This window comes from Streptomyces ambofaciens ATCC 23877 (genome assembly GCF_001267885.1).
In the GTDB taxonomy this organism is placed as follows: domain Bacteria; phylum Actinomycetota; class Actinomycetes; order Streptomycetales; family Streptomycetaceae; genus Streptomyces; species Streptomyces ambofaciens.
Genome location: NZ_CP012382.1, coordinates 5,833,859 through 5,854,008, shown reverse-complemented (window position 1 = coordinate 5,854,008; position 20,150 = coordinate 5,833,859). Strand labels below are relative to the sequence as shown.

Here is a 20,150-nt window from a genome sequence, read left to right as displayed (position 1 = left end):
GCTTTCGCGCACGACACCGCCGCGACCAGCTTCGCCGCCCCGACCCGGCTCCGTATATCCGTCACGACACCCATATCGCCACGGTACGTGCGGATGACAGCATGGCGAGGCCGCGAGCACGTCACGTACGTGCGGCAAGTGCGGTCAGGAAAGCAAGACGAATGAGGGGAAAGCTCGTGTCAGCTCCACGCCTGAGGGCGACGCCGCTGCCGGGTATCGGGGTCCAGTACGACCTGGTGACCCGCGAACACCGCCACCTGTCGGTGGTGGCGCACCGCGACGGCGCCCGCACGGTGAACGTGTACCGGGCCGACGACCCCGATTCCTGCGCCCACTCGCTGCGGCTGGCCGCCGCGGAGGCGGGTGCGCTGATCGACGCGCTGATGCCCTCCCACCACAGCCCCAGCCTGCTCTACACCACCGACCTCGGGCTGGTCGCCGAGCGGATCGAGGTGTCCGCGACGTCCCGGTGGAACGGCCGGCTGCTCGGCGAGACGTGCATGCGGACCGAGACCGGCGCGTCGATCGTCGCGGTGCTGCGCCGGGCCGAGGCCATTCCGTCGCCGGCGCCGGACTTCCGGCTGGTGGGTGGTGACACCTTGATCGTCATCGGCACCCGCGAGGGCGTCGACGCGGCCGCGGCGATACTCGGGCAGGAGTGAGCCGGTGCACTCCGCGGTTCTGCTGATCGAGTTCGGTTCCATCATTCTGGGGCTGGGACTGCTGGGCCGGTTCGCCGGCCGGTACCGCCTCTCCCCCATCCCGCTGTACCTGCTGGCCGGGCTGGCGTTCGGCGAGGGCGGACTGCTGCCGCTGGGCGCGAGCGAGGAGTTCGTCGCGGCAGGCGCCGAGATCGGCGTCATCCTGTTGCTGCTGATGCTGGGCCTGGAGTACACAGCCAGTGACCTGGTGACCAACCTGAAATCCCACTACCCGGCCGGCCTCGTCGACTGCGCGCTCAACGCGGTGCCGGGCGCGGTGGCCGCGCTGCTGCTGGGCTGGGGCCCGGTGGCCGCCGTGGTCCTCGCCGGAGTGACGTGGATCTCGTCGTCCGGTGTCATCGCCAAGGTGCTCGGGGATCTCGGCCGGGTCGGCAACCGGGAGACCCCGGTGATCCTGAGCGTGCTGGTCCTGGAGGACCTGGCGATGGCGGTGTACCTGCCCATCGTGACGGCTCTGGTCGCCGGCGCCGGGCTGATGACGGGGAGCATCACGCTGGCGATCGCGCTGGCCGCGGCGGGACTGGTGCTCTTCGTGGCGCTGCGCTACGGCCGTCTCATCTCGCGTTTCGTCTCCAGCGACGACCCGGAGAAGCTGCTCCTTGTGGTGCTGGGCCTGACGATCCTGGTCGCGGGTGTCGCCCAGCAGCTGCAGGTGTCGGCGGCGGTGGGCGCGTTCCTGGTGGGCATCGCGCTGTCCGGAGAGGTCGCCGAGGGTGCGCACACCCTGCTGAGCCCGCTGCGGGACCTCTTCGCCGCCGTCTTCTTCGTCTTCTTCGGGCTGCACACCGACCCGGCCAGCATTCCGCCGGTCCTGCTGCCCGCTCTCGCGTTGGCTCTGCTCACCGCCGTGACGAAGATCGCCACGGGGTACTGGGCCGCCCGGCGGTCCGGCATCTCCGTCAAGGGCCGTTGGCGCGCGGGCGGTGCGCTGGTGGCACGCGGGGAGTTCTCGATCGTCATCGCGGGTCTGGCGGTCTCGGCAGGCATCGAGCCCTCCCTCGGCCCGCTGGCCACGGCCTACGTCCTCATCCTGGTCGTTCTCGGTCCCCTCACCGCGCGCTTCACGGAACCTCTGGCGTCGCGCCTGTTCCGCCGCCGCGACAACCCCGACGGCCCCGACCGCCCGGGCGGCCTTCCTGACGCCCCCGACGGGGCACCCCGCACGGCCGAGGCATCGGTGGGCGACTGATCCCGAGTCCGGCGACGGACGTGGTCCCGGCACCGGACGCGATCCCGTTACCGCTCGCGGTCTTTCCACGGCCCGCGGTCCCGTCACCCGCAGGTGGTCCCGTTGCGGCCCACGGTCGCGTCACCGCACGTGGCTGCGGCCCACGGCCGCGTCACCGCGCACGGTCCCGTCACCGCCCGCGGTCCCGTCACCCGCACGACCCCGGTACGCAGGTACCGGGGCCGTCGTGCGCGGCGCCGACGACCGAGGGCCGCACCCCACCCGGCCCGGCCGACCCCGAGTCAGCCGGGCCGGGCCCCGCCACGCACGCCCCCCGCGCGCGTCAGGCTCCCTGCGCGGTCTGCGGCTCCGCCGGCGTCCAGCCCTGTCTGCGCAGGACGCCCGACACGTCCGGCGCCTCGTAGTACTCGCCCTTGAGGACCTTGCCGTCGGCCCTGCGGCTCACCTGGCCGTCGGGGCCCACCTTCGTCATGTTGGAACGGTGGACCTCGGCGATCACCTCGTCGAGGTCGATGCCGTGGACGAGGGCCGTGCCGTAGGCGACGTAGACCACGTCGGCCAGCTCGTGCGCGAGCCGGTCGAGCGGGCCCCGCACCGACACCTCGGCGACCTCCGCGGCCTCCTCGGCCAGCAGCTCGCCCCTGTGGGCGGCCAGGTCGGGGGCGACCTCGGCGGGGGTGCTGCGGGTGTCCAGTCCGAAGGCACGGTGGAAGGCACGGACCAGGTCGGCGGGCGAAGAGCTCATGTCGCCGACTGTAGCGAGCAGCACTGACAGTGGACGCTCGCCTCCATGCGGTCGCCGTGTGAGCTCGGCCCTGGTCAGCACCGTTGCGGCCTGGCAGGATCGCGCCCATGTCCACGCTGTTCTCCCGCATCGGCGGGCGCCGGGCCGTCAAGGGCGCGGTCGCCGGAGCCGTCGCCCTCGGGCTGCTGCTGTGGTGGCTGCTGCCGCTGGGCGAGGAGCCGCCGAGCGGGACGATCACCTTCAGCACGGGCACCCGCGCGGGGGTCTACCAGAAGTACGGCGAGCTGCTCCGCGCCGAGCTGCGCAAGGACATGCCGGGGCTGAAGGTGCGGCTGACGACCAGCGCGGGCTCGCAGGAGAACGTCGAGCGGGTCGCGTCCGGGGAGGCCGACTTCACGATCGCGGCGGCCGACGCGGTGGAGACGTACAAGATCGCCGGCAAGCCCGGTGCCGAGGGACTGCGTGGCGTCACCCGCCTCTACGACGACTACGTCCAGCTCGTGGTGCCGAGCGGCTCGGACATCCAGTCCGTCTCCGACCTGCGGGGCAAGCGGGTGGCCATCGGGCTGCCGAACTCGGGGGTCAGGCTGATCGCCACCCGGCTGCTCAAGGCCGTGGGCATCGATCCGGAGAAGGACATAACGCCCCGCGCGGACGGTATCGACACCGGACCCGGACGGCTGGGCGGCGAGCTCGACGCGTTCTTCTGGTCGGGCGGGGTGCCGACGGACGGCCTGCGGCAGATCGCCGAGAAGTCCGCGTTCCGGTTCGTGCCGATCGGCGACGACCTCGTCACCAAGCTGCACCAGTCCGGTGGAGCGACCCGCTACTACCGGACCACCAACATGCCGGAGTCGGCGTACCCCACCGTGCAGAACGGCGCCGTGGTGCCCACGATGGCGGTCTCGAACCTGCTGATGACCCGCGCGGACATGGACCCGCGGCTCACCGAGTGGCTGACCAGGACGGTGCTCGACAGCCGCGACGGCATCGGGGCCCACGTCCACTCCGCGCAGCTCGTCGATCTGCGGACGGCGATCTACACCGACCCGCTGGAGCTGCACGAGGGCGCCCGGCGCTACTACCGGTCGGTCAAACCGTAGGGAAGGTCCGGCTCGGTGCGCGGGCCCGACCTCGGCACGGTGACCGTCACCTCCAGGCCGTGCGGTGCGTGGTGACCGAAGGAGATCGAGCCGTCGCCCGCCTCGAGCAGCGCCCGGCAGATGGACAGGCCGAGGCCGGACCCCTTGACGTTCTGGTGCCGGCCGCTGCGCCAGAAACGGTCGCCCACGCGCGTGAGCTCGTCGTCGGTCAGTCCGGGGCCGTTGTCGGTGACGACGACCGTGGTGGCGTTCCCGTTGGAGGCGACCTCGACGCGGACGGTCTCGTCGGTCGGCGTGAACTTCACCGCGTTGTCGATGACCGCGTCCAGGGCGCTGGACAGCGTCACCGGGTCGGCCCAGCCCGTGGTCGGCGGGCAGTCCGCCACCAGGCGTACGCCCTTGGCCTCGGCCGTCGGTGACCAGGCCGCCACCCGCTCGGCGGCCAGTGCGCCGATGTCGGTGACCTTGAGGTCCGCCTCGCTGTGTTCGGCGAGCGCCAGGTCGAGCAGGTCGTCCAGGACCCGGGCCAGACGCTTGCCCTCGGCCTGGACCGAGGCGATCTCCTGGTTGCCCTCGGGCAGTTCCAGGGCGAGCAGTTCGATGCGCAGCAGGAGCGCCGCGAGAGGGTTGCGCAGTTGGTGCGAGGCGTCGGCGACGAAGGCACGCTGCTGCTCCAGCACGTCCTCGACGTGGTCCGCCATCTCGTTGAAGGAACCGGCCAGACGTCTGAGCTCCGGCGGACCTCCGGCCGGCGCCACCCGGGACTTGAGGCGGCCGGTGGCGATGTCGTGGGTGGTGGCGTCGAGCACCCGTACCGGCTTGAGCACCCAGCCGGTCAGCCGGAGCGCGGCGCCCACGGCGAGCAGCATCGCGGCGATCTCCCCGGCGCCGATGAGCAGCCAGCCGCGCAGGGTGCGCGACCGCATGGAGTCGGTGGGTGACTCGGTGACCACGACCGCGACCACGTCCCCGTCCCGGATCACCGGTGAGGCGACCACGAGCGTGCCGTCCTCCCAGGGCCACACCTGCTGCGGATCGTGGCTGCGCCTGCTGAGCAGCGCCTCGTCGAAGGAGTCGCGGACCTCGCCGGTCTGCGGGAGGAACCAGGTCGTCGGGGCGTTGGCCATGGGAATGTGGTTGCGGTAGAAGACGCCCGCCTTGATGCCGTAGACCTCGTGGTAGCTGATGAGTTCGGTCTGCAGGGTCTCCAGACGCTCGTCCGTGGTCGTCCGGCGCGAGCCGCCCGGGGCGTCCTCGGTGACGAACTGGGCGAGCGCGGCGAAGCGTGCCGTGTCGTCGATGCGGTCGATGACGACCTTCTGCTGCTCCGCGCGGGCGACGCTCACGCCGAGGGGCACCCCCAGGGCGAGCAGTACGGCCGCCATCAGGACGATGAGCAGCGGAAGCAGGCGTGTGCTCACCCGGCCCCGCTACGCGGTGGGGGCGACGAGGCGGTAGCCGACGCCGCGGACGGTCTCGATGAGCGCCGGCATGCGCAGCTTGGCCCGCAGCGAGGCGACGTGCACCTCCAGCGTGCGCCCGGTCCCCTCCCAGCTGGTGCGCCACACCTCGCTGATGATCTGCTCCCGGCGGAAGACCACTCCGGGGCGCTGGGCGAGCAGGGCGAGGAGATCGAACTCCTTGCGGGTGAGCGGGACGGCCGCACCGTCCACGGTGACCTGGCGCGTCGACAGTTCGATCCGCACCGCTCCGAGACGCACCGCGGTCTCGGTGCTTCCCGGGGCGTCCTCGTGGGCGGTGCGCCGGCTGACGGCGTGGATGCGGGCGAGCAGTTCCCCGGTGTCGTAGGGCTTCACCACGTAGTCGTCGGCACCGAGGTTCAGCCCGTGGATGCGGGAGCGGACGTCGGAGCGGGCGGTGACCATGATGACCGGCGTGCTGGTGCGCTTGCGGATCTTGCCGCAGACCTCGTAGCCGTCCTGGTCCGGCAGACCGAGGTCGAGGAGGACGACGCCGAAGCAGTCCCCCTCGGGGACGAGCGCCTGGAGCGCCTCCTCGCCGCTGCGCGCGTGGGTGACGTCGAAGCCGTGCCGTGCCAGGATCGCGGACAGGGCGGCGGCTACGTGGTTGTCGTCCTCGACGAGCAGCAGTCTCATCCGGGCCCCCTTCGGTTCATCGGCCGTACGCTCGGGATGGGTACAAAAAACGCGTGCACGCGCGCGTGCACCTTGTGCAGTGACGCCGATGGAAGGGGACGGCGTCAAGAGGGTTCCGGTTGCGGCCGCTCGAAGTTATCCGGCCGATATGTGCCCTGCTCACAAGTGCTACGACTCGTGTCCGATTGCTATCGGATCGTGATGCTCAGATTCCCCTCAGATGTAGAGACGCAGGTCGTTCACCGTTACTACTGTCCTCCGAAACCGAGGAGGACGGAGCCCGAGAGCGATGACCAAAGTATCGGTGGCCAAGGAAGATGTGGCCGCGACCGGCGAACTGGTCGTCCTGAAGAGTGTCAACAAGCACTTCGGCGCGTTGCACGTGCTCCAGGACATCGACCTGACGATCACCCGCGGCGAGGTCGTCGTGGTCATCGGGCCCTCCGGGTCCGGCAAGTCCACCCTGTGCCGCACCATCAACCGCCTGGAGACCATCGACTCAGGATCGATCGCGATCGACGGCAAGCCGCTCCCCGCGGAGGGCAAGGAGCTCGCGAGGCTGCGGGCCGACGTCGGCATGGTCTTCCAGTCCTTCAACCTCTTCGCGCACAAGACCGTGCTCGAGAACGTGACCCTGGGCCAGACCAAGGTCCGCAAGGTCGACGCCAAGAAGGCCGAGGAGAAGGCGCGCGCGCTGCTCGACCGGGTCGGCGTGAGCGCCCAGGCGGACAAGTACCCCGCGCAGCTCTCCGGAGGCCAGCAGCAGCGTGTCGCCATCGCGCGGGCGCTGGCCATGGACCCGAAGGTCATGCTCTTCGACGAGCCGACGTCGGCCCTCGACCCCGAGATGATCAACGAGGTCCTGGAGGTCATGAAGCAGCTCGCCGAGGACGGCATGACCATGATCGTGGTGACGCACGAGATGGGCTTCGCCCGGTCGGCGGCGAACCGCGTGGTGTTCATGGCGGACGGCCGCATCGTCGAAGAGGCCACGCCGGACCAGTTCTTCAGCAATCCGCGCAGCGACCGTGCCAAGGACTTCCTGTCGAAGATCCTGCACCACTGACACCGTCCGGCCGCGGCGCCCGCGTATCCCGCGCCCGGCCGGCCCGGTCCGTCTCTCGCATCTGATCGTCTGATCACAGTCAAAGGATGTTCACCATGAAGCTCCGCAAGGTCTCCGCCGCCTCGGCCGCCGTGCTCGCCCTCGCCCTGACCGCCACCGCGTGCGGCGGCGACGACAAGGACAGCGGCTCCTCCGGTGGTGACGGCAAGAAGATCACCATCGGCATCAAGTTCGACCAGCCGGGCCTCGGCCAGAAGACCCCGGACGGCTACGACGGCTTCGACGTGGACGTCGCCACGTACGTCGCCAAGAAGCTCGGCTACACCGAGGACCAGATCGAGTGGAAGGAGTCGAAGAGCGCCGACCGCGAGACCATGCTGCAGCGCGGTGACGTCGACTTCATCGCCGCCACCTACTCGATCACCCCGCAGCGTCAGGAGAAGGTCGACTTCGCCGGCCCGTACCTGCTCGCCCACCAGGACGTGCTGATCCGCGCCGACGACGACAAGATCAAGTCGCCGGAGGACCTGAACTCCGCGAAGCTCTGCTCGGTCACCGGGTCGACCTCGGCGCAGAACGTCAAGGACAAGCTGGCGCCCAAGGCCCAGCTCCAGCCGTACCCGACGTACTCGGCCTGCCTGCCCGGCCTGCAGAACGGTGCCATCGACGCGCTGACCACCGACGACTCGATCCTCGCCGGTTACGCCGCCCAGTCGCAGTTCAAGGGCAAGTTCAAGCTCGGCGGCTTCAAGCTGACGAACGAGAACTACGGCATCGGCGTCAAGAAGGGCAGCGACCTCAAGGACAAGATCAACAAGGCCCTCGAGGAGATGGTCGCCGACAAGTCCTGGGACAAGGCCGTGAAGGACAACTTCGGCCCGGCCAACTACCAGAACGAGCCGGCGCCCAAGATCGGCGACATCAAGAGCTGAGGCAGCGCCTGACAGAGTGCGCCGCCCTCCGGAAGGGGCGGCGCACTGGGGCGGGCATCCCTACACGCGAAAGCGCGGGAGATCGTGTTCGACTTTCTTAAGGATTACGACCTGCTGGGGGCCTTCTGGACGACGGTGCAGCTCGCTGTGCTGTCGGCCGTCGGCTCCCTGATCTGGGGCACCGCACTGGCGGCCATGAGGGTCGGCCCCGTGCCGCTGATGCGCGGCTTCGGGACCGCCTACGTGAACACCGTGCGGAACATCCCGCTCACCGTCATCATCCTGTTCACGTCCCTGGGCCTCAACCAGACGCTGGGAGTGTCCCTCGGCGCGAACGATGTCGAGACGATCAACTTCCGGCTCGCCGTCCTCGGCCTGATCCTCTACACCTCGTCCTTCGTCTGCGAGGCGCTGCGCTCCGGCATCAACACGGTGCCGGTCGGACAGGCGGAGGCGGCCCGCGCGATCGGACTCAGCTTCGGCCAGGTACTGAGCCTGGTCGTCCTGCCGCAGGCGTTCCGTTCGTCCGTCGTCCCGATGGCGAACGTCCTGATCGCTCTGATCAAGAACACCACGGTGGCCGCCGCCATCGGTGTCGCCGAGTCGGCGCTGCTGATGAAGGAGATGATCGAGAACGAGGCGCAACTGCTGCTGATCGCCGCGATCATCGCCTTCGGTTTCGTGGTTCTGACGCTGCCGACCGGCCTGATCCTCGGCTGGGTGGGCAAGAAGGTGGCGGTGAAGCGATGAGTTCCGTCCTCTACGACGCCCAGGGCCCCCGTGCCAAGCGGCGCAACATCGTCTTCACGGCGGTCTTCGTCGTGGCCCTCGGCGCCCTGCTGTGGTGGGTGTTCGGCACCCTCAAGGACAAGGGCCAGCTGGAATGGGCCCTGTGGGAGCCGTTCTTCTCCGGGACCGAGGCCTGGTCCACGTACATCTGGCCGGGTCTGGAGAACACCCTCAAGGCCGCCGCCCTCGCGGTGGTCATCGCCCTGCCGCTCGGCGCCGTCCTCGGCATCGCGCGCCTGTCGGACCACGTGTGGGTACGGGTCCCGGCCTCGGTCGTGGTCGAGTTCTTCCGGTCCATCCCCGTGCTGGTCCTGATGATCTTCGGGCTCGCCCTGTTCGCCGAGTACACCAACGTCAGCTCGGACGACCGTCCGCTGTACGCGGTGGTCACGGGCCTGGTGCTGTACAACGCCTCCGTCCTCGCCGAGATCGTCCGGGCGGGCATCCTGGCGCTGCCCAAGGGCCAGTCCGAGGCGGCCATGGCGATCGGCCTGCGCAAGGGCCAGGTGATGCGGGCCATCCTGCTGCCGCAGGCGGTCACCACGATGCTGCCGGCCATCGTCAGCCAGCTCGTCGTCATCCTGAAGGACACGGCGCTCGGCGGTGCCGTCCTCACCTTCCCCGAGCTGCTCGCGTCGGCCAACACGATGAGCGGCTACTACGGCGCCAACGTCATCGCCAGCTTCACCGTCGTCGCCGTGATCTACATCGCGCTCAACTTCGCGCTCACCACCTTCGCGAGCTGGCTGGAGCGCAGGCTGCGGCGGGCCAAGAAGTCGACCGGCGCGGTGCTCAAGGCGGACGACGCCGGGATGCGCGGGACGTCCGCGACCGGCACGGGTGGCACCCTCTGACAGTCGGTCAGTTCATATGACCATCACGGAGGCAGTGGCATGATCGCCACTGCCTCCGTCGCTTGACGCAAGCAGCGGCAGTAGGTTGCATACGTTCTGTGACCGTGCACCCTGCTCCAACGTCCTGTTCACCCACGTCTCCCGGGACGCCGCCACGGGCAGGGGGCGCCGCGCCGTGGACCCGGTGATCATCACCGGAGCGGGGCCCGTCGGGCTCACGCTCGCCCTGGCACTGGCGCGGCAGGAGGTGCCCTGTGTCGTCCTCGACGAGAGTCCGGGCAAGGACGAGCCGCGCCCCTCGCGCACCGTCGTCCTGCGCGAGGACACCGTCGCCCTCGTCGAGCGGCTGACCGGCACGCCCCTGGCGGGGCTGGGTTCCCGTTGGGCCGGATGGCGGTCGATGCGGCGCAAGCAGGTGATCCGCCAGGTCGAGTTCGGCGAGGCCGATCCGGCGCCGCTGCACATCGCCCAGCACGAGCTGACCGGCGTCCTGCGCACCGCGATCGCCCGGGAGCCCCTCGTCGAGACGGCGGTGGACAGCCGGCTGGACAGCGTCGAGCAGGAGACATCGGGCGTCACGGCCCACACCCGCGGCCCCAGCGGCACCTGGTGGCGCGGCAGTTACCTGGTCGGCTGCGACGGCTCCCGCTCGACCGTCCGCAAGCTCCAGGACATCCGTTTCCCCGGCCGCACGGCGGTGGAACGATACGCCGTCGCCGCGCTGCGCACCGAACTCCCGTGGACCGACGAGGCGCTGCTCCACCGGATGCCGCCGTGGCGCACGACCGGTCCGTCGGCCGGCGAGATCGTCGCCCGTCCCCTGCCGGACGGCGTGTGGCGCCTGGACTGGCTGCTGCCGCCCGGCAAGGACCTCGTCACCCCGGAACTCCTGGTGAACCGGGTCCGCGAGACCCTCACCGGCTGGGCCGGGGGAACGACCCCGTCGTACGAACTCCTCGACACCGGCGTCCACACGGTCCACCATCGGCTGGCCCGCCGCTGGCGGGTGGGCCGCGTGCTCCTCGCCGGGGACGCGGCACATCTGCTGGGCACCCTCGGCACGCAGGGTCTCGAGGAAGGACTGCGGGACGCCGACAACCTCGCCTGGAAACTGGCCCTGGCCTGGCACCACGGCCCGCACGAGGCATTGCTCGACAGCTACCAGGAGGAGCGGCGCACCGCGATCGCCGCACGGCTGCGCGCCGCCGACCAGGTGCTGCCGCTGCTGCGCGGCGGCGGGGGCCTGCGTTCCTACGTCCCCGGCTCGGCCCGCGGCAACGACGCGCTGATCGCGGACGGTCATCTGGGGCGCGGAGCGCTCGGTGCGCCGGGGACGTACGCCGAGTCGCCGCTGGCGCCTGCCGGCCTCACCGGGGAAGTGGCCGTCGGCACCCCGCCCGGAGAGCCCGTCACCGATGTGCGGGTCACGGCGGAGGACGGCACCTTCGTGCGGCTGCGCGACCGGCTCGGGCTCGGGGCTCTGCTGGTGCTGCTGATCGCCCCGGGCACGGGGGTGTGGGACCGCAAACACTGGGTGACCGCCGGGATCATGCCCCGACTGGCGGCGGCGGTGACGGCACTGCCGTGCCGTGCCGAGCTGCTGGTCGCCGAGGCCTACCCGGGCGCCGCGGCACACACGGTGCTGTTGGTGCGGCCCGACGGTCACCTGGTCACGGCGCTGAGCGGGGTGCGGCCGGCCGACCTGTACGCGGCGGCCGAGGCGGTGCTCGGCGGGGCGTCGACGGCCGCGGAGGAGACGGCGGAGGCGGGAGCCGCGGCCGGATCCCGCTGACCGGACCTCCGGCTCCCGGCGATCGTCTGCCGGTCACGCGGTCGGCTGTCTGCCTGCCGCGCGGTCGGTCGTCTGCCGGTCACGCGGTCGGCTGCGTGGCCGGCGCGGCATCCGACCATCACGGGCCCGCGCTCCGCCGGAGGACCGTGTAGGACTGTCGGCACGGTCGGTCGCTGTCCGTATGGTGACGGTGAGTTGACCGGCCGACACCTCCGTGGTCTACTCCGGAGCGTGACCGACACCCATGTGCGCCTGTGGCGGAGGGTCCATATGGACCTCGTCCGCTATGCGGGCTGCGTGTGTCGCCCGTCCTGCTGACTTCGCATCCCTTCCCCTCGCGCGCCGCTCCGGGCGTACTGCCGCGCGCTCCCTTGCGAAACCCCCAGGACGGTACCCGTGTCTGTCTCCTCACCTGCCCCCGTGGCCGCGTCCACTCCCACCCAGGCAGAACTCCTCGACTTCGTACGGCGCACGGCCGCCGACGCGGACCTGATCGCCTCCCTGCCGCTCGACCCCGAGGGTCGCACCTGGGTGCGGCTGGCCGGACCGGGCGGCAGCGAGGCCTGGCTGATCGGCTGGCCGCCCGGCACGGGCACCGGCTGGCACGACCACGCCGAGTCCGTCGGCGCCTTCGTGACCGCCGCGGGCGAGCTCACGGAGCATGCCCTCGCCGCCCGCCTGCCCACCGACGGCTGGAAGACCCTGGAACTCACCGACGGCGTGGACCGGGAGCGCCGGCTGTCGGCCGGAGAAGGACGTGCCTTCGGCCGGCATCACGTGCACGAGGTGCTCAACGAGTCGCCCGACCGGCACGCGGTCTCCGTACACGCCTACTACCCGCCCCTGCCGCAGATCCGCCGCTACAGCCGCACCGGACAGACCCTGCGGCTGGAGCAGGTCGAGCGCCCGGAGGACTGGCAGTGAGTGAGCCGACCGGAATCGACACACTCCTGGAGCGGGTGCGCAGCGGCTACCGGCGGATCGCGCCGCGCGCCGCGTACGAGGCCGCCGAGGCCGGTGCGGCGCTGCTGGTGGACATCCGGTACGCCGCCCTGCGCGAGCGGGACGGCGTGATCCCCGGCGCCCTGGTGGTCGAGCGCAACGAACTGGAGTGGCGCCTCGATCCGCAGGGCAGCCACCGTCTTCCCGAAGCCACGGGCCATGACCTGCGCGTGGTCGTGGTGTGTGACGAGGGCTACGCCTCCAGCCTGGCGGCGGAGTCCCTGCACCGCTTGGGCCTGTACCGGGCCACCGATCTGATCGGCGGGTTCCAGGCGTGGCGGGCGGCCGGACTGCCGGTGACCGCCCCCTAGCCGGGCTGCAGCCGTGCTCCCCCGGAGTCGGGAGTCGGAGGTCGTCGGCCGGACGGTACCGCGGTGCGGCATGTGCGGTGCGGCATGTGCGGTGCCCTCGGTGATCAGGCGGAGCGGAGGGTGGTCGATCTGCTCCGCCTTCCTGACGCACGACTCCGGACCCGCGGCGGCCCCGCCGACGCGGTCAGCCGGCCGGCACGGGCCAGCCCTCCGGGACGGTAGGCATCGGGGATCAGAACTCCCCGTCGCCGAGGAACTCCGTGTCCTCGCCCTCCTCCTCCAGCGCCTGGCGGACCACCCGTAGGGCCATGCCCTCGGGGTAGCCCTTGCGGGCCAGCATGCCCGCGAGGCGGCGCAGCCTCTTGTCGCGGTCGAGGCCTCGGGTGGCGCGGAGCTTCCGGTCGACCAGCTCGCGTGCCGTCTCCTCCTCCTGTTCGGAGTCCAGTCGGGAGACCGCCGCGTCGATGAGCGTGGGTTCGACGCCCTTGGTGCGCAGTTCCCTGGCGAGCGCGCGCCGGGCCAGACCACGCCCGTGATGGCGGGACTCCACCCAGGCGTCGGCGAAGGCGCCGTCGTTGATCAGCCCGACCTCCTCGAACCGGGACAGCACCTCCTCCGCGGCCTCGTCGGGGATCTCCCGCTTGCGCAGGGCGTCGGCGAGTTGTCTGCGTGTGCGCGGGGTCCCGGTGAGCAGGCGCAGGCAGATCGCCCGTGCCTGCTCGACCGGGTCCCGCGGAGGCTCCCCCTGCTCGGCCCTCGACGAGGAGACGTCACCTCCGTCCTCGGCGAAGGGCTCCGCAGGCTCGCGCCGTCGACGCCCCCGCCCGCCGCCGGTTCCCCGGCCCCGTCCGCCACCGCCGGGCGCCCCGCCGTCACCGCGGCGCGCCCCGCCGCCGGGCGAACCGGCGTCGTGCGTCTCCCCCGTGTCGTACCTGCCCTCGGTGTCGTCCATGTCCCCCGCGCCGTTCGGCGCGAAGACGCCGGCCGGGACATCCGCGGCGGCGGACAGGTCGGTCTCGTACGGGGCCGCAGCCGCCCCGTACGCGCCGTCGTCCGTCCCGGCGGAGCCGTGGCCACCCGGTCTCCTCCGCTCACGCTCGCGCGCAGCGGCATCCGGGTAGGCGTACTCGGCCCAGTCGGTTCGTCGTGTCACGGGTCAGCTCTTGGCTGCCGCGGCCTTGGCCTTGGTGACCTTGGCGGTCGCGGGCGCGGGCACCGCCGGTGCGGATTCGGCCGTCGCGGCGTCCGGTCCGGACTCGGTGGCCGTCGGCTCCTCGGGACGGACTCCGACGCCCAGCTTCTCCTTGATCTTCTTCTCGATCTCGTTGGCGAGGTCGGGGTTGTCCTTCAGGAAGTTGCGCGCGTTCTCCTTGCCCTGGCCGAGCTGGTCGCCCTCGTACGTGTACCAGGCGCCGGCCTTGCGGACGAAGCCGTGCTCCACGCCCATGTCGATCAGGCCGCCCTCGCGGCTGATGCCCTGGCCGTAGAGGATGTCGAACTCGGCCTGCTTGAAGGGCGGCGCGACCTTGTTCTTGACGACCTTGACGCGCGTGCGGTTGCCGACCGCGTCGGTGCCGTCCTTGAGCGTCTCGATGCGTCGGATGTCGAGTCGCACCGAGGCGTAGAACTTGAGCGCCCGGCCACCGGTCGTGGTCTCCGGGGAGCCGAACATGACGCCGATCTTCTCGCGGAGCTGGTTGATGAAGATCGCGGTGGTCTTGGACTGGTTGAGCGCGCTGGTGATCTTCCGCAGCGCCTGGCTCATCAGCCGGGCCTGGAGACCGACGTGGCTGTCACCCATCTCGCCCTCGATCTCCGCGCGCGGGACGAGCGCGGCGACGGAGTCGATGACGATGAGGTCGAGGGCGCCGGAGCGGACCAGCATGTCCACGATCTCCAGGGCCTGCTCACCGTTGTCCGGCTGGGACAGGATCAGGTTGTCGATGTCGACGCCGAGCTTCTGCGCGTACTCGGGGTCGAGGGCGTGCTCCGCGTCCACGAACGCCACCTGGCCGCCGGCCTTCTGCGCGTTCGCCACGGCGTGCAGGGTCAGGGTCGTCTTACCGGAGGACTCCGGACCGTAGACCTCGATGACGCGGCCGCGCGGCAGGCCGCCGACGCCGAGGGCCACGTCGAGCGCGGTCGACCCGGTCGGGATGACCTCGATGGGCTCCTTCGACCGGTCGCCCATGCGCATGACCGCGCCCTTGCCGAACTGCCGTTCAATCTGTGCGAGTGCGGCGTCAAGAGCCTTCTCGCGGTCGGTTCCTGCCATGGGTTCCACCCGGTTTGCTTGATTCGATCGCTTCACGTCAAAGACGCTAATGCCTGCCACTGACAATCCGCCCTGATGCGGGTCCGGCCTGTGGATAACTCGGGCACTTATCCGCCCGAACCCAGTCGAATCGCCCGTCACGAGCCTCGCCAGAGCCTCCATAAGAATGGATGTTCGATTTTCGTGTCAAGCGCACCACGCGGCACCTCCGAGCGTACGTCCGCCGGCCCGGCGGCCGGGTGGCTAGAGTGCGGAGGCCACGTGACGAGGGGGACACCATGGCCAAGGTCAACGTCGGTCTCGACGCCGAACTGGTGGTGGAAGTGATGGTCCTGGCCGGTATCGGCTCACCCCAGGACGCCGTCGAGGCGGTGATGCGGGACTACATCGCCCGCGGTCATCGCACGGAGACCCGCACCGGGTTCAAGGACCGAAACCTGCGGGAGATCGACGCCAAGCCACAGGAGCCGCAGGGCTGACCCCGCGCGTCCGCCCCGGCGTCACGTGTCGGCGCGGCCCTGGGAGGAGCCGCCGTCTCCCGCCCCCTCCGTTGCGGAACTGCCGTGTTCCGGGCGGCGGGCCCACAGCTTCCGCAGGCGCGTCGATGTCCCGGGCACCGAGCGGCGGCCCCGGCGCCCGTGGACACGGGGATCGTCCGTGACGTCGTAGCGCTTCACGTAGGCCCCGAGGAACGCCTGCAGGGTGGCGATCGCCGGAATGGCGATCAGCGCGCCGACGGCGCCGAGCAGGGCGGCGCCCGCGACGACCGAACCGAAGGCGACCGCCGGGTGGATGTCCACGGTCTTGGACGTCAGCTTGGGCTGGAGGACGTAGTTCTCGAACTGCTGATAGATCACCACGAAGACCAGTACCCACAGCGCGTACCAGGGGTTGACCGTGAAGGCGATCAGCATGGGCAGGGCGCCCGCGAGATAGGTGCCGATGGTGGGGATGAACTGCGACACCAAGCCGACCCACACAGCGAGCGCGGGCGCGTAGGGCACCTCCAGGATCTCCAGCAGGATGTAGTGCGCTATGCCGGAGATCAGCGCCATCAGGCCGCGCGAGTACAGGTAACCGCCGGTCTTGTCCACGGCGATCTCCCACGCGCGCAGCACCTCGGCCTGCCGGGCGGGCGGCAGGACGGAGCAGAGCGCGCGCCGCAGCCGGGGGCCGTCGGCGGCGAAGTAGAAGGCGAACAGCAGAACCGTCAGAAGCTGGAACAGGCCGCCCAGGACCTGGGCCGACACGTCCAGGACGCCCGTGGCGCTGTTCTGCACGTAGTTGCGCAACCAGTCGGAGCGGAGCAGTCCCTCCTGGATGTCGACCCGTCTCAACTCCGTGTGGAAGTGGCCGTTGACCCAGGCGATGACGGAGTCGAGGTAGTCGGGGAAGTCCTCGACCATCTTGACGATCTGGCCCGCCAGCATCGAACCGAGCAGCGTGACGAACCCCGCGGCGGCGGCCAGGACGGCGAGGAAGACGAGGAAGGTGGCCAGCCCGCGGCGCAGTCCGCGGCCGGCCATCCAGCTCACCGCGGGTTCGATGGCGAGAGCCAGGAAGAACGCGATGAGGATGTTGATCAGCAGGCCGGTGAGCTGGTGGAAGGCCCAGCTGCCCAGCTGGAAGACGGCGATGAGCGTGAGGGCCAGCACCATGGCGCGCGGCAGCCAGCGCGGCATGCGGGCGCCCGGCCCGGCGGTGCCGTCGGCCGGGGGCCCGGTGGGCGGCGTCGTGCCGGTCGGGGATGCGTGCCGGGTCGCCTGCCCGGTCTCGTCAGTGGGTGCCACGGAGCAAGTCTCGCCCACGCCGGTGACAGCGGAGTACCGTCCGGCGATCTTCGTGACCGGTCAGCGCTGTTCCCGGGGCACGTTCATGACGGTGCAGACCACCTGCCACACGTCCTTGGCGTCCCAGCCGGCGTCCAGCGCCTCGTGCACCGTACGCCCGCCCAGCTCCGACATCACGTGATCGTGCGCGAAGGTGTCGGCGTAGCCCGGACCGAAGTGATCCGTCATCCGCTCCCAGAAGACCGTCAACCGCATGACTCCAGTATCCCGCCCCTGAGGGTGGGCCCTGAGCCGGGACCGGGTGCCGGTACCGCTTTCCGCCCTACGGTCTGACCATGGCCGAAAACGGAGCTTCCCCACTCCCCCAGTCGCCCCCGACCTCCGAGGCGCGCTCCCCGCTCGCGCGCGCGGAGCACTTCGTCTGGCTCACCGCGCGCGTACTGGAACAGCGCCTCTTCGCGTTCCACTTCCGCGGCGGCGCCGCCGACCCGGTGGAGACCGCGCTGGACGCCTACCGCAACGAGGACGGTGGATACGCCCACGCACTGGAACCCGATCTGCGCGGTCCGGTCAGCCAGCCGCTGCACACCGCGCACGCCCTGCGCGTCCTGGACGCCGTGGGACGCTGCGGCGGACAGCGCGTGGAGCGGATGTGCCGCTACCTGACGTCCGTGTCCACCCCGGAGGGTGCCCTGCCGGCGATCCGTCCCAGCCAGCGCGGGTATCCCACCGCGCCGTTCGTGCCGGTCGTCGACGACCCGCCCGGCGAGCTTCTCGCCACCGGTCCGGTGGTCGGTCTGCTGCACCGCAACGAGGTCTGGCACGCCTGGCTCTTCCGGGCCACGGACTTCTGCTGGCAGGCGGTCGAATCGCTGACGACCTCGCACCCCTACGAGGTCGAGGCCGCCGTGGCCTTCCTGGACGCCGCCCCCGACCGCCCCCGCGCCCAGGCCGCAGCCGACCGGCTGGGCCACCTGGTGCGCGAGCAGCGCCTCGCGGCGCTGGACCCGGACGACCTCGACGCGTACCCGGTCTCCCCCGGCTACGCCCCGGGCGAGCACCACTTCCCCCACGACTACGCGAGGCATCCGCACTCCCTCGCGCGCGCGTGGTTCACGGACGACGAGATGGCCCGCTCCCTCGACTTCCTCGCGTCGGCGCAGGACGAGGACGGAGGCTGGCCCGTCCGCTGGCGCCACTGGGCGCCTGCCCCCGCCCTGGAAGCCCGCCCAGGGGTGACGCTGGAGGCCCTGCGCACACTCCGCGCGTACGGACGTTCCCTCGGCTGACCCCGCTCAGCCGCCCATGGCTCGCACCCCCGCGGTCACCACCACGGCCGCCGCGACGACGAGCAGGAACGGTGCGCGCAGCACCAGCGCGACGGCGGCCGCGGCGACTCCCGCGGCCCGGGCGTCCAGCACGAGCGCCTGCCCGTCGGCGAAGGTCTGCTGGGCGGTGAGCGCGGCGAGGAGAGCGACGGGAAGCAGGGCGGCGAGGCGCCGCACCAGGGGCCGCTCCATGGCGCCGGCGGGCACCAGGAGGCCGAGGAGCTTGACGGCGTAGCAGCCCACCGCCGTCACGCCGATGGCGATCCAGACGTTCACCGCTTCCCCTCCCGCGCGGAGCCCTCTCCGGCCTCGCCAGCGCGGCGTCCTCGCGCCCACAGCACGACGGGTGCCGCCGAAGCGGCCACCAGGACGGGCACGCCGGCGGGCAGCACGGGAAGCAGGCCGAGCCCCAGGAGGACGGCCAGCGCGGCGACCGCGCGCTCGGTGGTGGTCGTCAGCATCGGCGCGAGCAGGGCCAGGAAGACCGCGGGGCCGGCGGCGTCGAGCCCCCAGGCGTCGGTGTCCCCGATGGCCTCCGCCCCCAGCGCGCCGAGCAGGGTGGTCAGGTTCCACAGCAGGTAGAGGGTGAGCCCGGTGACGGTGAACCCGATCCTGGCGCCGCGCCGCGTCGGCTGCGCGAGGGCCACGGCCGTGGTCTCGTCGATGACCCACTGCGCGGCGAACGGCCGCACCGCGCGCGGGAGGGCCAGCAACTGCGACAGCCGCAGTCCGTAGAAGGCGTTGCGCACGCCCAGGAAGAAGGCTCCCGCTGCGGCGGTGAGCGGGTTGCCGCCGGCCGCGAGGGCACCCACGAGCGCGAACTGGGACGCTCCGGTGAACACCAGGAGGCTGAGCGCGCAGGTCTGCGGCAGTGTGAGCCCGCTGCCGGCCGAGGTCACCCCGAAGGCGAACCCGGACAGTCCGACGGCGACTCCCACCCCGAGGGCGTCCCGTACGACGGCGGCGTCCGGCTTGGCTCCGACGGCGCGCGTGTCGGGATCGGCTGTCTGTTCTGTCACGCCTCGGACGGTAGGAGAGGCCGCCGCCGTGCGTCTTGTACGTTCTTGCGCTCGCGTTGGTACGCCCCGGGAGGCACACCCACGATCCGCGCGAAGTGCCGGTTCAGATGCGGCTGGTCGGTGAAACCCACGGCGACGGCCGCCTCGGCCGGGGCCGTCCCGGCGTCCAGCAGCCGCCGCGCCCGGCGCACACGGGCGTCCGTCAGCCAGGCGTGGGGCGGCATGCCGTACGTGTCGCGGAAGGCACGCAGCAGCGCGAAGGGGCTGGTTCCCAGCTCCCCGGCGAGGCGCTCCAGGCTCGGCGGGTCGGCCATCCTCTCCTCCAGCGCGGCACGCGCGCGTGCCGCGCTCCCGGCCCCGGCCGTCCGCACCTGCCGCCGGGGCAACGGGCCGCCGTTCAACCGCAGCAACCGGGTCACCGCCACCCGCAGCAGCGTGTCGGCGGCGAGCGCGTTCCCCTCGTCGGCGGCGCGCAGCACGCGGTGCACCAGCTCGACGGCGTACGGATCGTCGAGCACCGGTCGCACGAAGCCGGGCGTCCCGCGCAGTGTGGTCGTCTCCGCCGCGATCCCGGCCACGAGTCCGGGCGCCGGGTAGACGGCCCCGTAGCGCCATCCCTCGGGTCCTCCGGCCCGCCCCGTGTGCGGGGTGTCGGGGTTGACCAGGGCGAGTGATCCCGCTCCGGCGTACTGGTCGCTGCCGCCGTGGTGGAAGACGTCCACGCCGTCGGCGATGGCGGCGATGACGAAGTGCTCGTGGGTGTGGCGTGCGAAGGTCTTCCGGATGTACCGGGCCCGCAGCAGATCGACGTGGGGCAGCTCCGCATACCGCCAGTGCCGTGCCCGCTCACCCGATCCCGCCATGCGCCCATTCTCCGTCACCGGGCACCGCCGCCCGGGCCCTGGGCCACCGGGTCCGTCCCCCCGGGGCTGCGTTGCCGCGACCGGCCCCGCCTCCACCGTCGGCCCGCGTCGCCGGCCGTCGGCACCGAACCGTCAACGCCGCCTCATCCCACGTCCTGCCACCCCGTCCTGCCGCCCTGTCCTGCCACCCCGTCCTGCCGCCCCGTCCTGCCACCCCGTCCTGCCGCCCTGTCCTGCCGGTCCGTCCGGTCCG

The 20,150-nt window shown here is 71.5% G+C and carries 23 protein-coding genes; 13 read left to right on the top strand and 10 right to left on the bottom strand.

Annotated features, from left to right (window positions below):
• Positions 1-176: 176 nt before the first annotated feature.
• Together SAM23877_RS26090 and SAM23877_RS26085 are read left to right on the top strand one after the other, a co-directional pair.
• Positions 177-662 (top strand): cation:proton antiporter regulatory subunit, encoded by a 486-nt coding sequence (locus SAM23877_RS26090; protein WP_053138136.1) that lies wholly within the window; start codon positions 177-179, stop codon positions 660-662.
• A gap of 4 nt (positions 663-666) precedes the next feature.
• The gene (locus SAM23877_RS26085; RefSeq protein WP_053138132.1) at positions 667-1,911 is read left to right on the top strand and encodes a cation:proton antiporter; all 1,245 of its coding nucleotides are present in this window, start codon (positions 667-669) and stop codon (positions 1,909-1,911) included.
• Positions 1,912-2,233: 322 nt separating this feature from the next.
• Here the strand turns inward: SAM23877_RS26085 and SAM23877_RS26080 are convergent, their stop codons facing one another.
• Positions 2,234-2,656 (bottom strand): pyrophosphohydrolase domain-containing protein, encoded by a 423-nt coding sequence (locus SAM23877_RS26080; protein WP_053142870.1) that lies wholly within the window; start codon positions 2,654-2,656, stop codon positions 2,234-2,236.
• A 107-nt stretch (positions 2,657-2,763) separates the two neighbouring features.
• Here SAM23877_RS26080 and SAM23877_RS26075 point away from each other — a divergent pair, with 107 nt between their 5' ends.
• On the top strand, positions 2,764-3,759 hold the full coding sequence (locus SAM23877_RS26075) for a TAXI family TRAP transporter solute-binding subunit (RefSeq protein WP_053138129.1): 996 nt from the start codon (positions 2,764-2,766) through the stop codon (positions 3,757-3,759).
• Here SAM23877_RS26075 and SAM23877_RS26070 read toward each other — a convergent pair.
• Both SAM23877_RS26070 and SAM23877_RS26065 read right to left on the bottom strand, forming a co-directional pair.
• Positions 3,738-5,180: a HAMP domain-containing sensor histidine kinase gene (locus tag SAM23877_RS26070; protein WP_053138126.1), complete on the bottom strand. Its 1,443-nt coding sequence runs from the start codon at positions 5,178-5,180 to the stop codon at positions 3,738-3,740. The two genes, SAM23877_RS26075 and SAM23877_RS26070, sit on opposite strands and share 22 nt — an antisense overlap.
• 9 nt (positions 5,181-5,189) lie before the next feature.
• Positions 5,190-5,876 (bottom strand): response regulator transcription factor, encoded by a 687-nt coding sequence (locus SAM23877_RS26065; protein ID WP_053138123.1) that lies wholly within the window; start codon positions 5,874-5,876, stop codon positions 5,190-5,192.
• Positions 5,877-6,165: 289 nt separating this feature from the next.
• Between SAM23877_RS26065 and SAM23877_RS26060 the strand changes: the two genes are divergently transcribed.
• The 8 genes from SAM23877_RS26060 to SAM23877_RS26030 all read left to right on the top strand — a co-directional run bounded on the left by SAM23877_RS26060 (position 6,166) and on the right by SAM23877_RS26030 (position 12,622).
• Positions 6,166-6,942 (top strand): amino acid ABC transporter ATP-binding protein, encoded by a 777-nt coding sequence (locus SAM23877_RS26060; RefSeq protein ID WP_053138120.1) that lies wholly within the window; start codon positions 6,166-6,168, stop codon positions 6,940-6,942.
• Positions 6,943-7,037: 95 nt separating this feature from the next.
• A complete protein-coding gene (locus SAM23877_RS26055) occupies positions 7,038-7,874 on the top strand; it encodes a glutamate ABC transporter substrate-binding protein (protein ID WP_053138118.1) in 837 nt (278 codons plus the stop codon).
• 84 nt (positions 7,875-7,958) lie between these two features.
• Positions 7,959-8,624, top strand: a complete 666-nt coding sequence (locus SAM23877_RS26050; RefSeq protein WP_053138115.1) for an amino acid ABC transporter permease — start codon at positions 7,959-7,961, stop codon at positions 8,622-8,624.
• Positions 8,621-9,517, top strand: coding sequence for an amino acid ABC transporter permease (locus tag SAM23877_RS26045; protein ID WP_053138113.1), 897 nt, complete (start codon positions 8,621-8,623; stop codon positions 9,515-9,517). The genes SAM23877_RS26050 and SAM23877_RS26045 overlap by 4 nt, the downstream gene beginning before the upstream one ends.
• A 175-nt stretch (positions 9,518-9,692) precedes the next feature.
• On the top strand, positions 9,693-11,309 hold the full coding sequence (locus SAM23877_RS26040; RefSeq protein WP_053138110.1) for an FAD-dependent monooxygenase: 1,617 nt from the start codon (positions 9,693-9,695) through the stop codon (positions 11,307-11,309).
• Between the two features lie 231 nt (positions 11,310-11,540).
• On the top strand, positions 11,541-11,627 hold the full coding sequence (locus tag SAM23877_RS42130) for a putative leader peptide (protein ID WP_363183285.1): 87 nt from the start codon (positions 11,541-11,543) through the stop codon (positions 11,625-11,627).
• Between the two features lie 102 nt (positions 11,628-11,729).
• Positions 11,730-12,233 carry a cupin domain-containing protein gene (locus SAM23877_RS26035; RefSeq protein ID WP_425314767.1) on the top strand — a complete coding sequence of 168 codons (504 nt, stop codon included), beginning with the start codon at positions 11,730-11,732 and terminating at the stop codon, positions 12,231-12,233.
• The gene (locus SAM23877_RS26030; RefSeq protein ID WP_053138104.1) at positions 12,230-12,622 is read left to right on the top strand and encodes a rhodanese-like domain-containing protein; all 393 of its coding nucleotides are present in this window, start codon (positions 12,230-12,232) and stop codon (positions 12,620-12,622) included. The genes SAM23877_RS26035 and SAM23877_RS26030 overlap by 4 nt, the downstream gene beginning before the upstream one ends.
• A 232-nt stretch (positions 12,623-12,854) precedes the next feature.
• Here SAM23877_RS26030 and recX read toward each other — a convergent pair whose 3' ends face one another.
• Positions 12,855-13,775 carry a recombination regulator RecX gene (gene recX, locus SAM23877_RS26025; protein ID WP_053138101.1) on the bottom strand — a complete coding sequence of 307 codons (921 nt, stop codon included), beginning with the start codon at positions 13,773-13,775 and terminating at the stop codon, positions 12,855-12,857.
• Positions 13,776-13,778: 3 nt separating this feature from the next.
• Positions 13,779-14,897 (bottom strand): recombinase RecA, encoded by a 1,119-nt coding sequence (gene recA, locus SAM23877_RS26020; RefSeq protein WP_053138098.1) that lies wholly within the window; start codon positions 14,895-14,897, stop codon positions 13,779-13,781.
• A gap of 278 nt (positions 14,898-15,175) precedes the next feature.
• Between recA and SAM23877_RS26015 the strand changes: the two genes are divergently transcribed.
• Positions 15,176-15,376 carry a hypothetical protein gene (locus SAM23877_RS26015; protein ID WP_053138042.1) on the top strand — a complete coding sequence of 67 codons (201 nt, stop codon included), beginning with the start codon at positions 15,176-15,178 and terminating at the stop codon, positions 15,374-15,376.
• Between the two features lie 21 nt (positions 15,377-15,397).
• On the opposite strand, the gene SAM23877_RS26010 is transcribed toward SAM23877_RS26015, so the two are convergent.
• Both SAM23877_RS26010 and SAM23877_RS26005 read right to left on the bottom strand, forming a co-directional pair.
• Entirely contained in the window at positions 15,398-16,687 is a 1,290-nt protein-coding gene (locus tag SAM23877_RS26010) for an AI-2E family transporter (RefSeq protein ID WP_174532258.1), read from the bottom strand.
• 60 nt (positions 16,688-16,747) lie between these two features.
• Complete coding sequence (locus SAM23877_RS26005) at positions 16,748-16,942, bottom strand: DUF3046 domain-containing protein (RefSeq protein ID WP_053138040.1); 195 nt, start codon at positions 16,940-16,942, stop codon at positions 16,748-16,750.
• 80 nt (positions 16,943-17,022) lie between these two features.
• Between SAM23877_RS26005 and SAM23877_RS26000 the strand changes: the two genes are divergently transcribed.
• Complete coding sequence (locus SAM23877_RS26000; protein WP_053138037.1) at positions 17,023-17,976, top strand: hypothetical protein; 954 nt, start codon at positions 17,023-17,025, stop codon at positions 17,974-17,976.
• A gap of 6 nt (positions 17,977-17,982) precedes the next feature.
• On the opposite strand, the gene SAM23877_RS25995 is transcribed toward SAM23877_RS26000, so the two are convergent.
• The 3 genes from SAM23877_RS25995 to SAM23877_RS25985 are packed head-to-tail and all read right to left on the bottom strand — an operon-like array spanning position 17,983 to position 19,897.
• On the bottom strand, positions 17,983-18,291 hold the full coding sequence (locus SAM23877_RS25995) for an AzlD domain-containing protein (protein ID WP_053138034.1): 309 nt from the start codon (positions 18,289-18,291) through the stop codon (positions 17,983-17,985).
• Entirely contained in the window at positions 18,288-19,034 is a 747-nt protein-coding gene (locus SAM23877_RS25990; RefSeq protein ID WP_053138031.1) for an AzlC family ABC transporter permease, read from the bottom strand. The genes SAM23877_RS25995 and SAM23877_RS25990 overlap by 4 nt, the downstream gene beginning before the upstream one ends.
• Entirely contained in the window at positions 19,031-19,897 is an 867-nt protein-coding gene (locus SAM23877_RS25985; protein WP_053138024.1) for an AraC family transcriptional regulator, read from the bottom strand. The genes SAM23877_RS25990 and SAM23877_RS25985 overlap by 4 nt, the downstream gene beginning before the upstream one ends.
• Positions 19,898-20,150 lie beyond the last annotated feature (253 nt).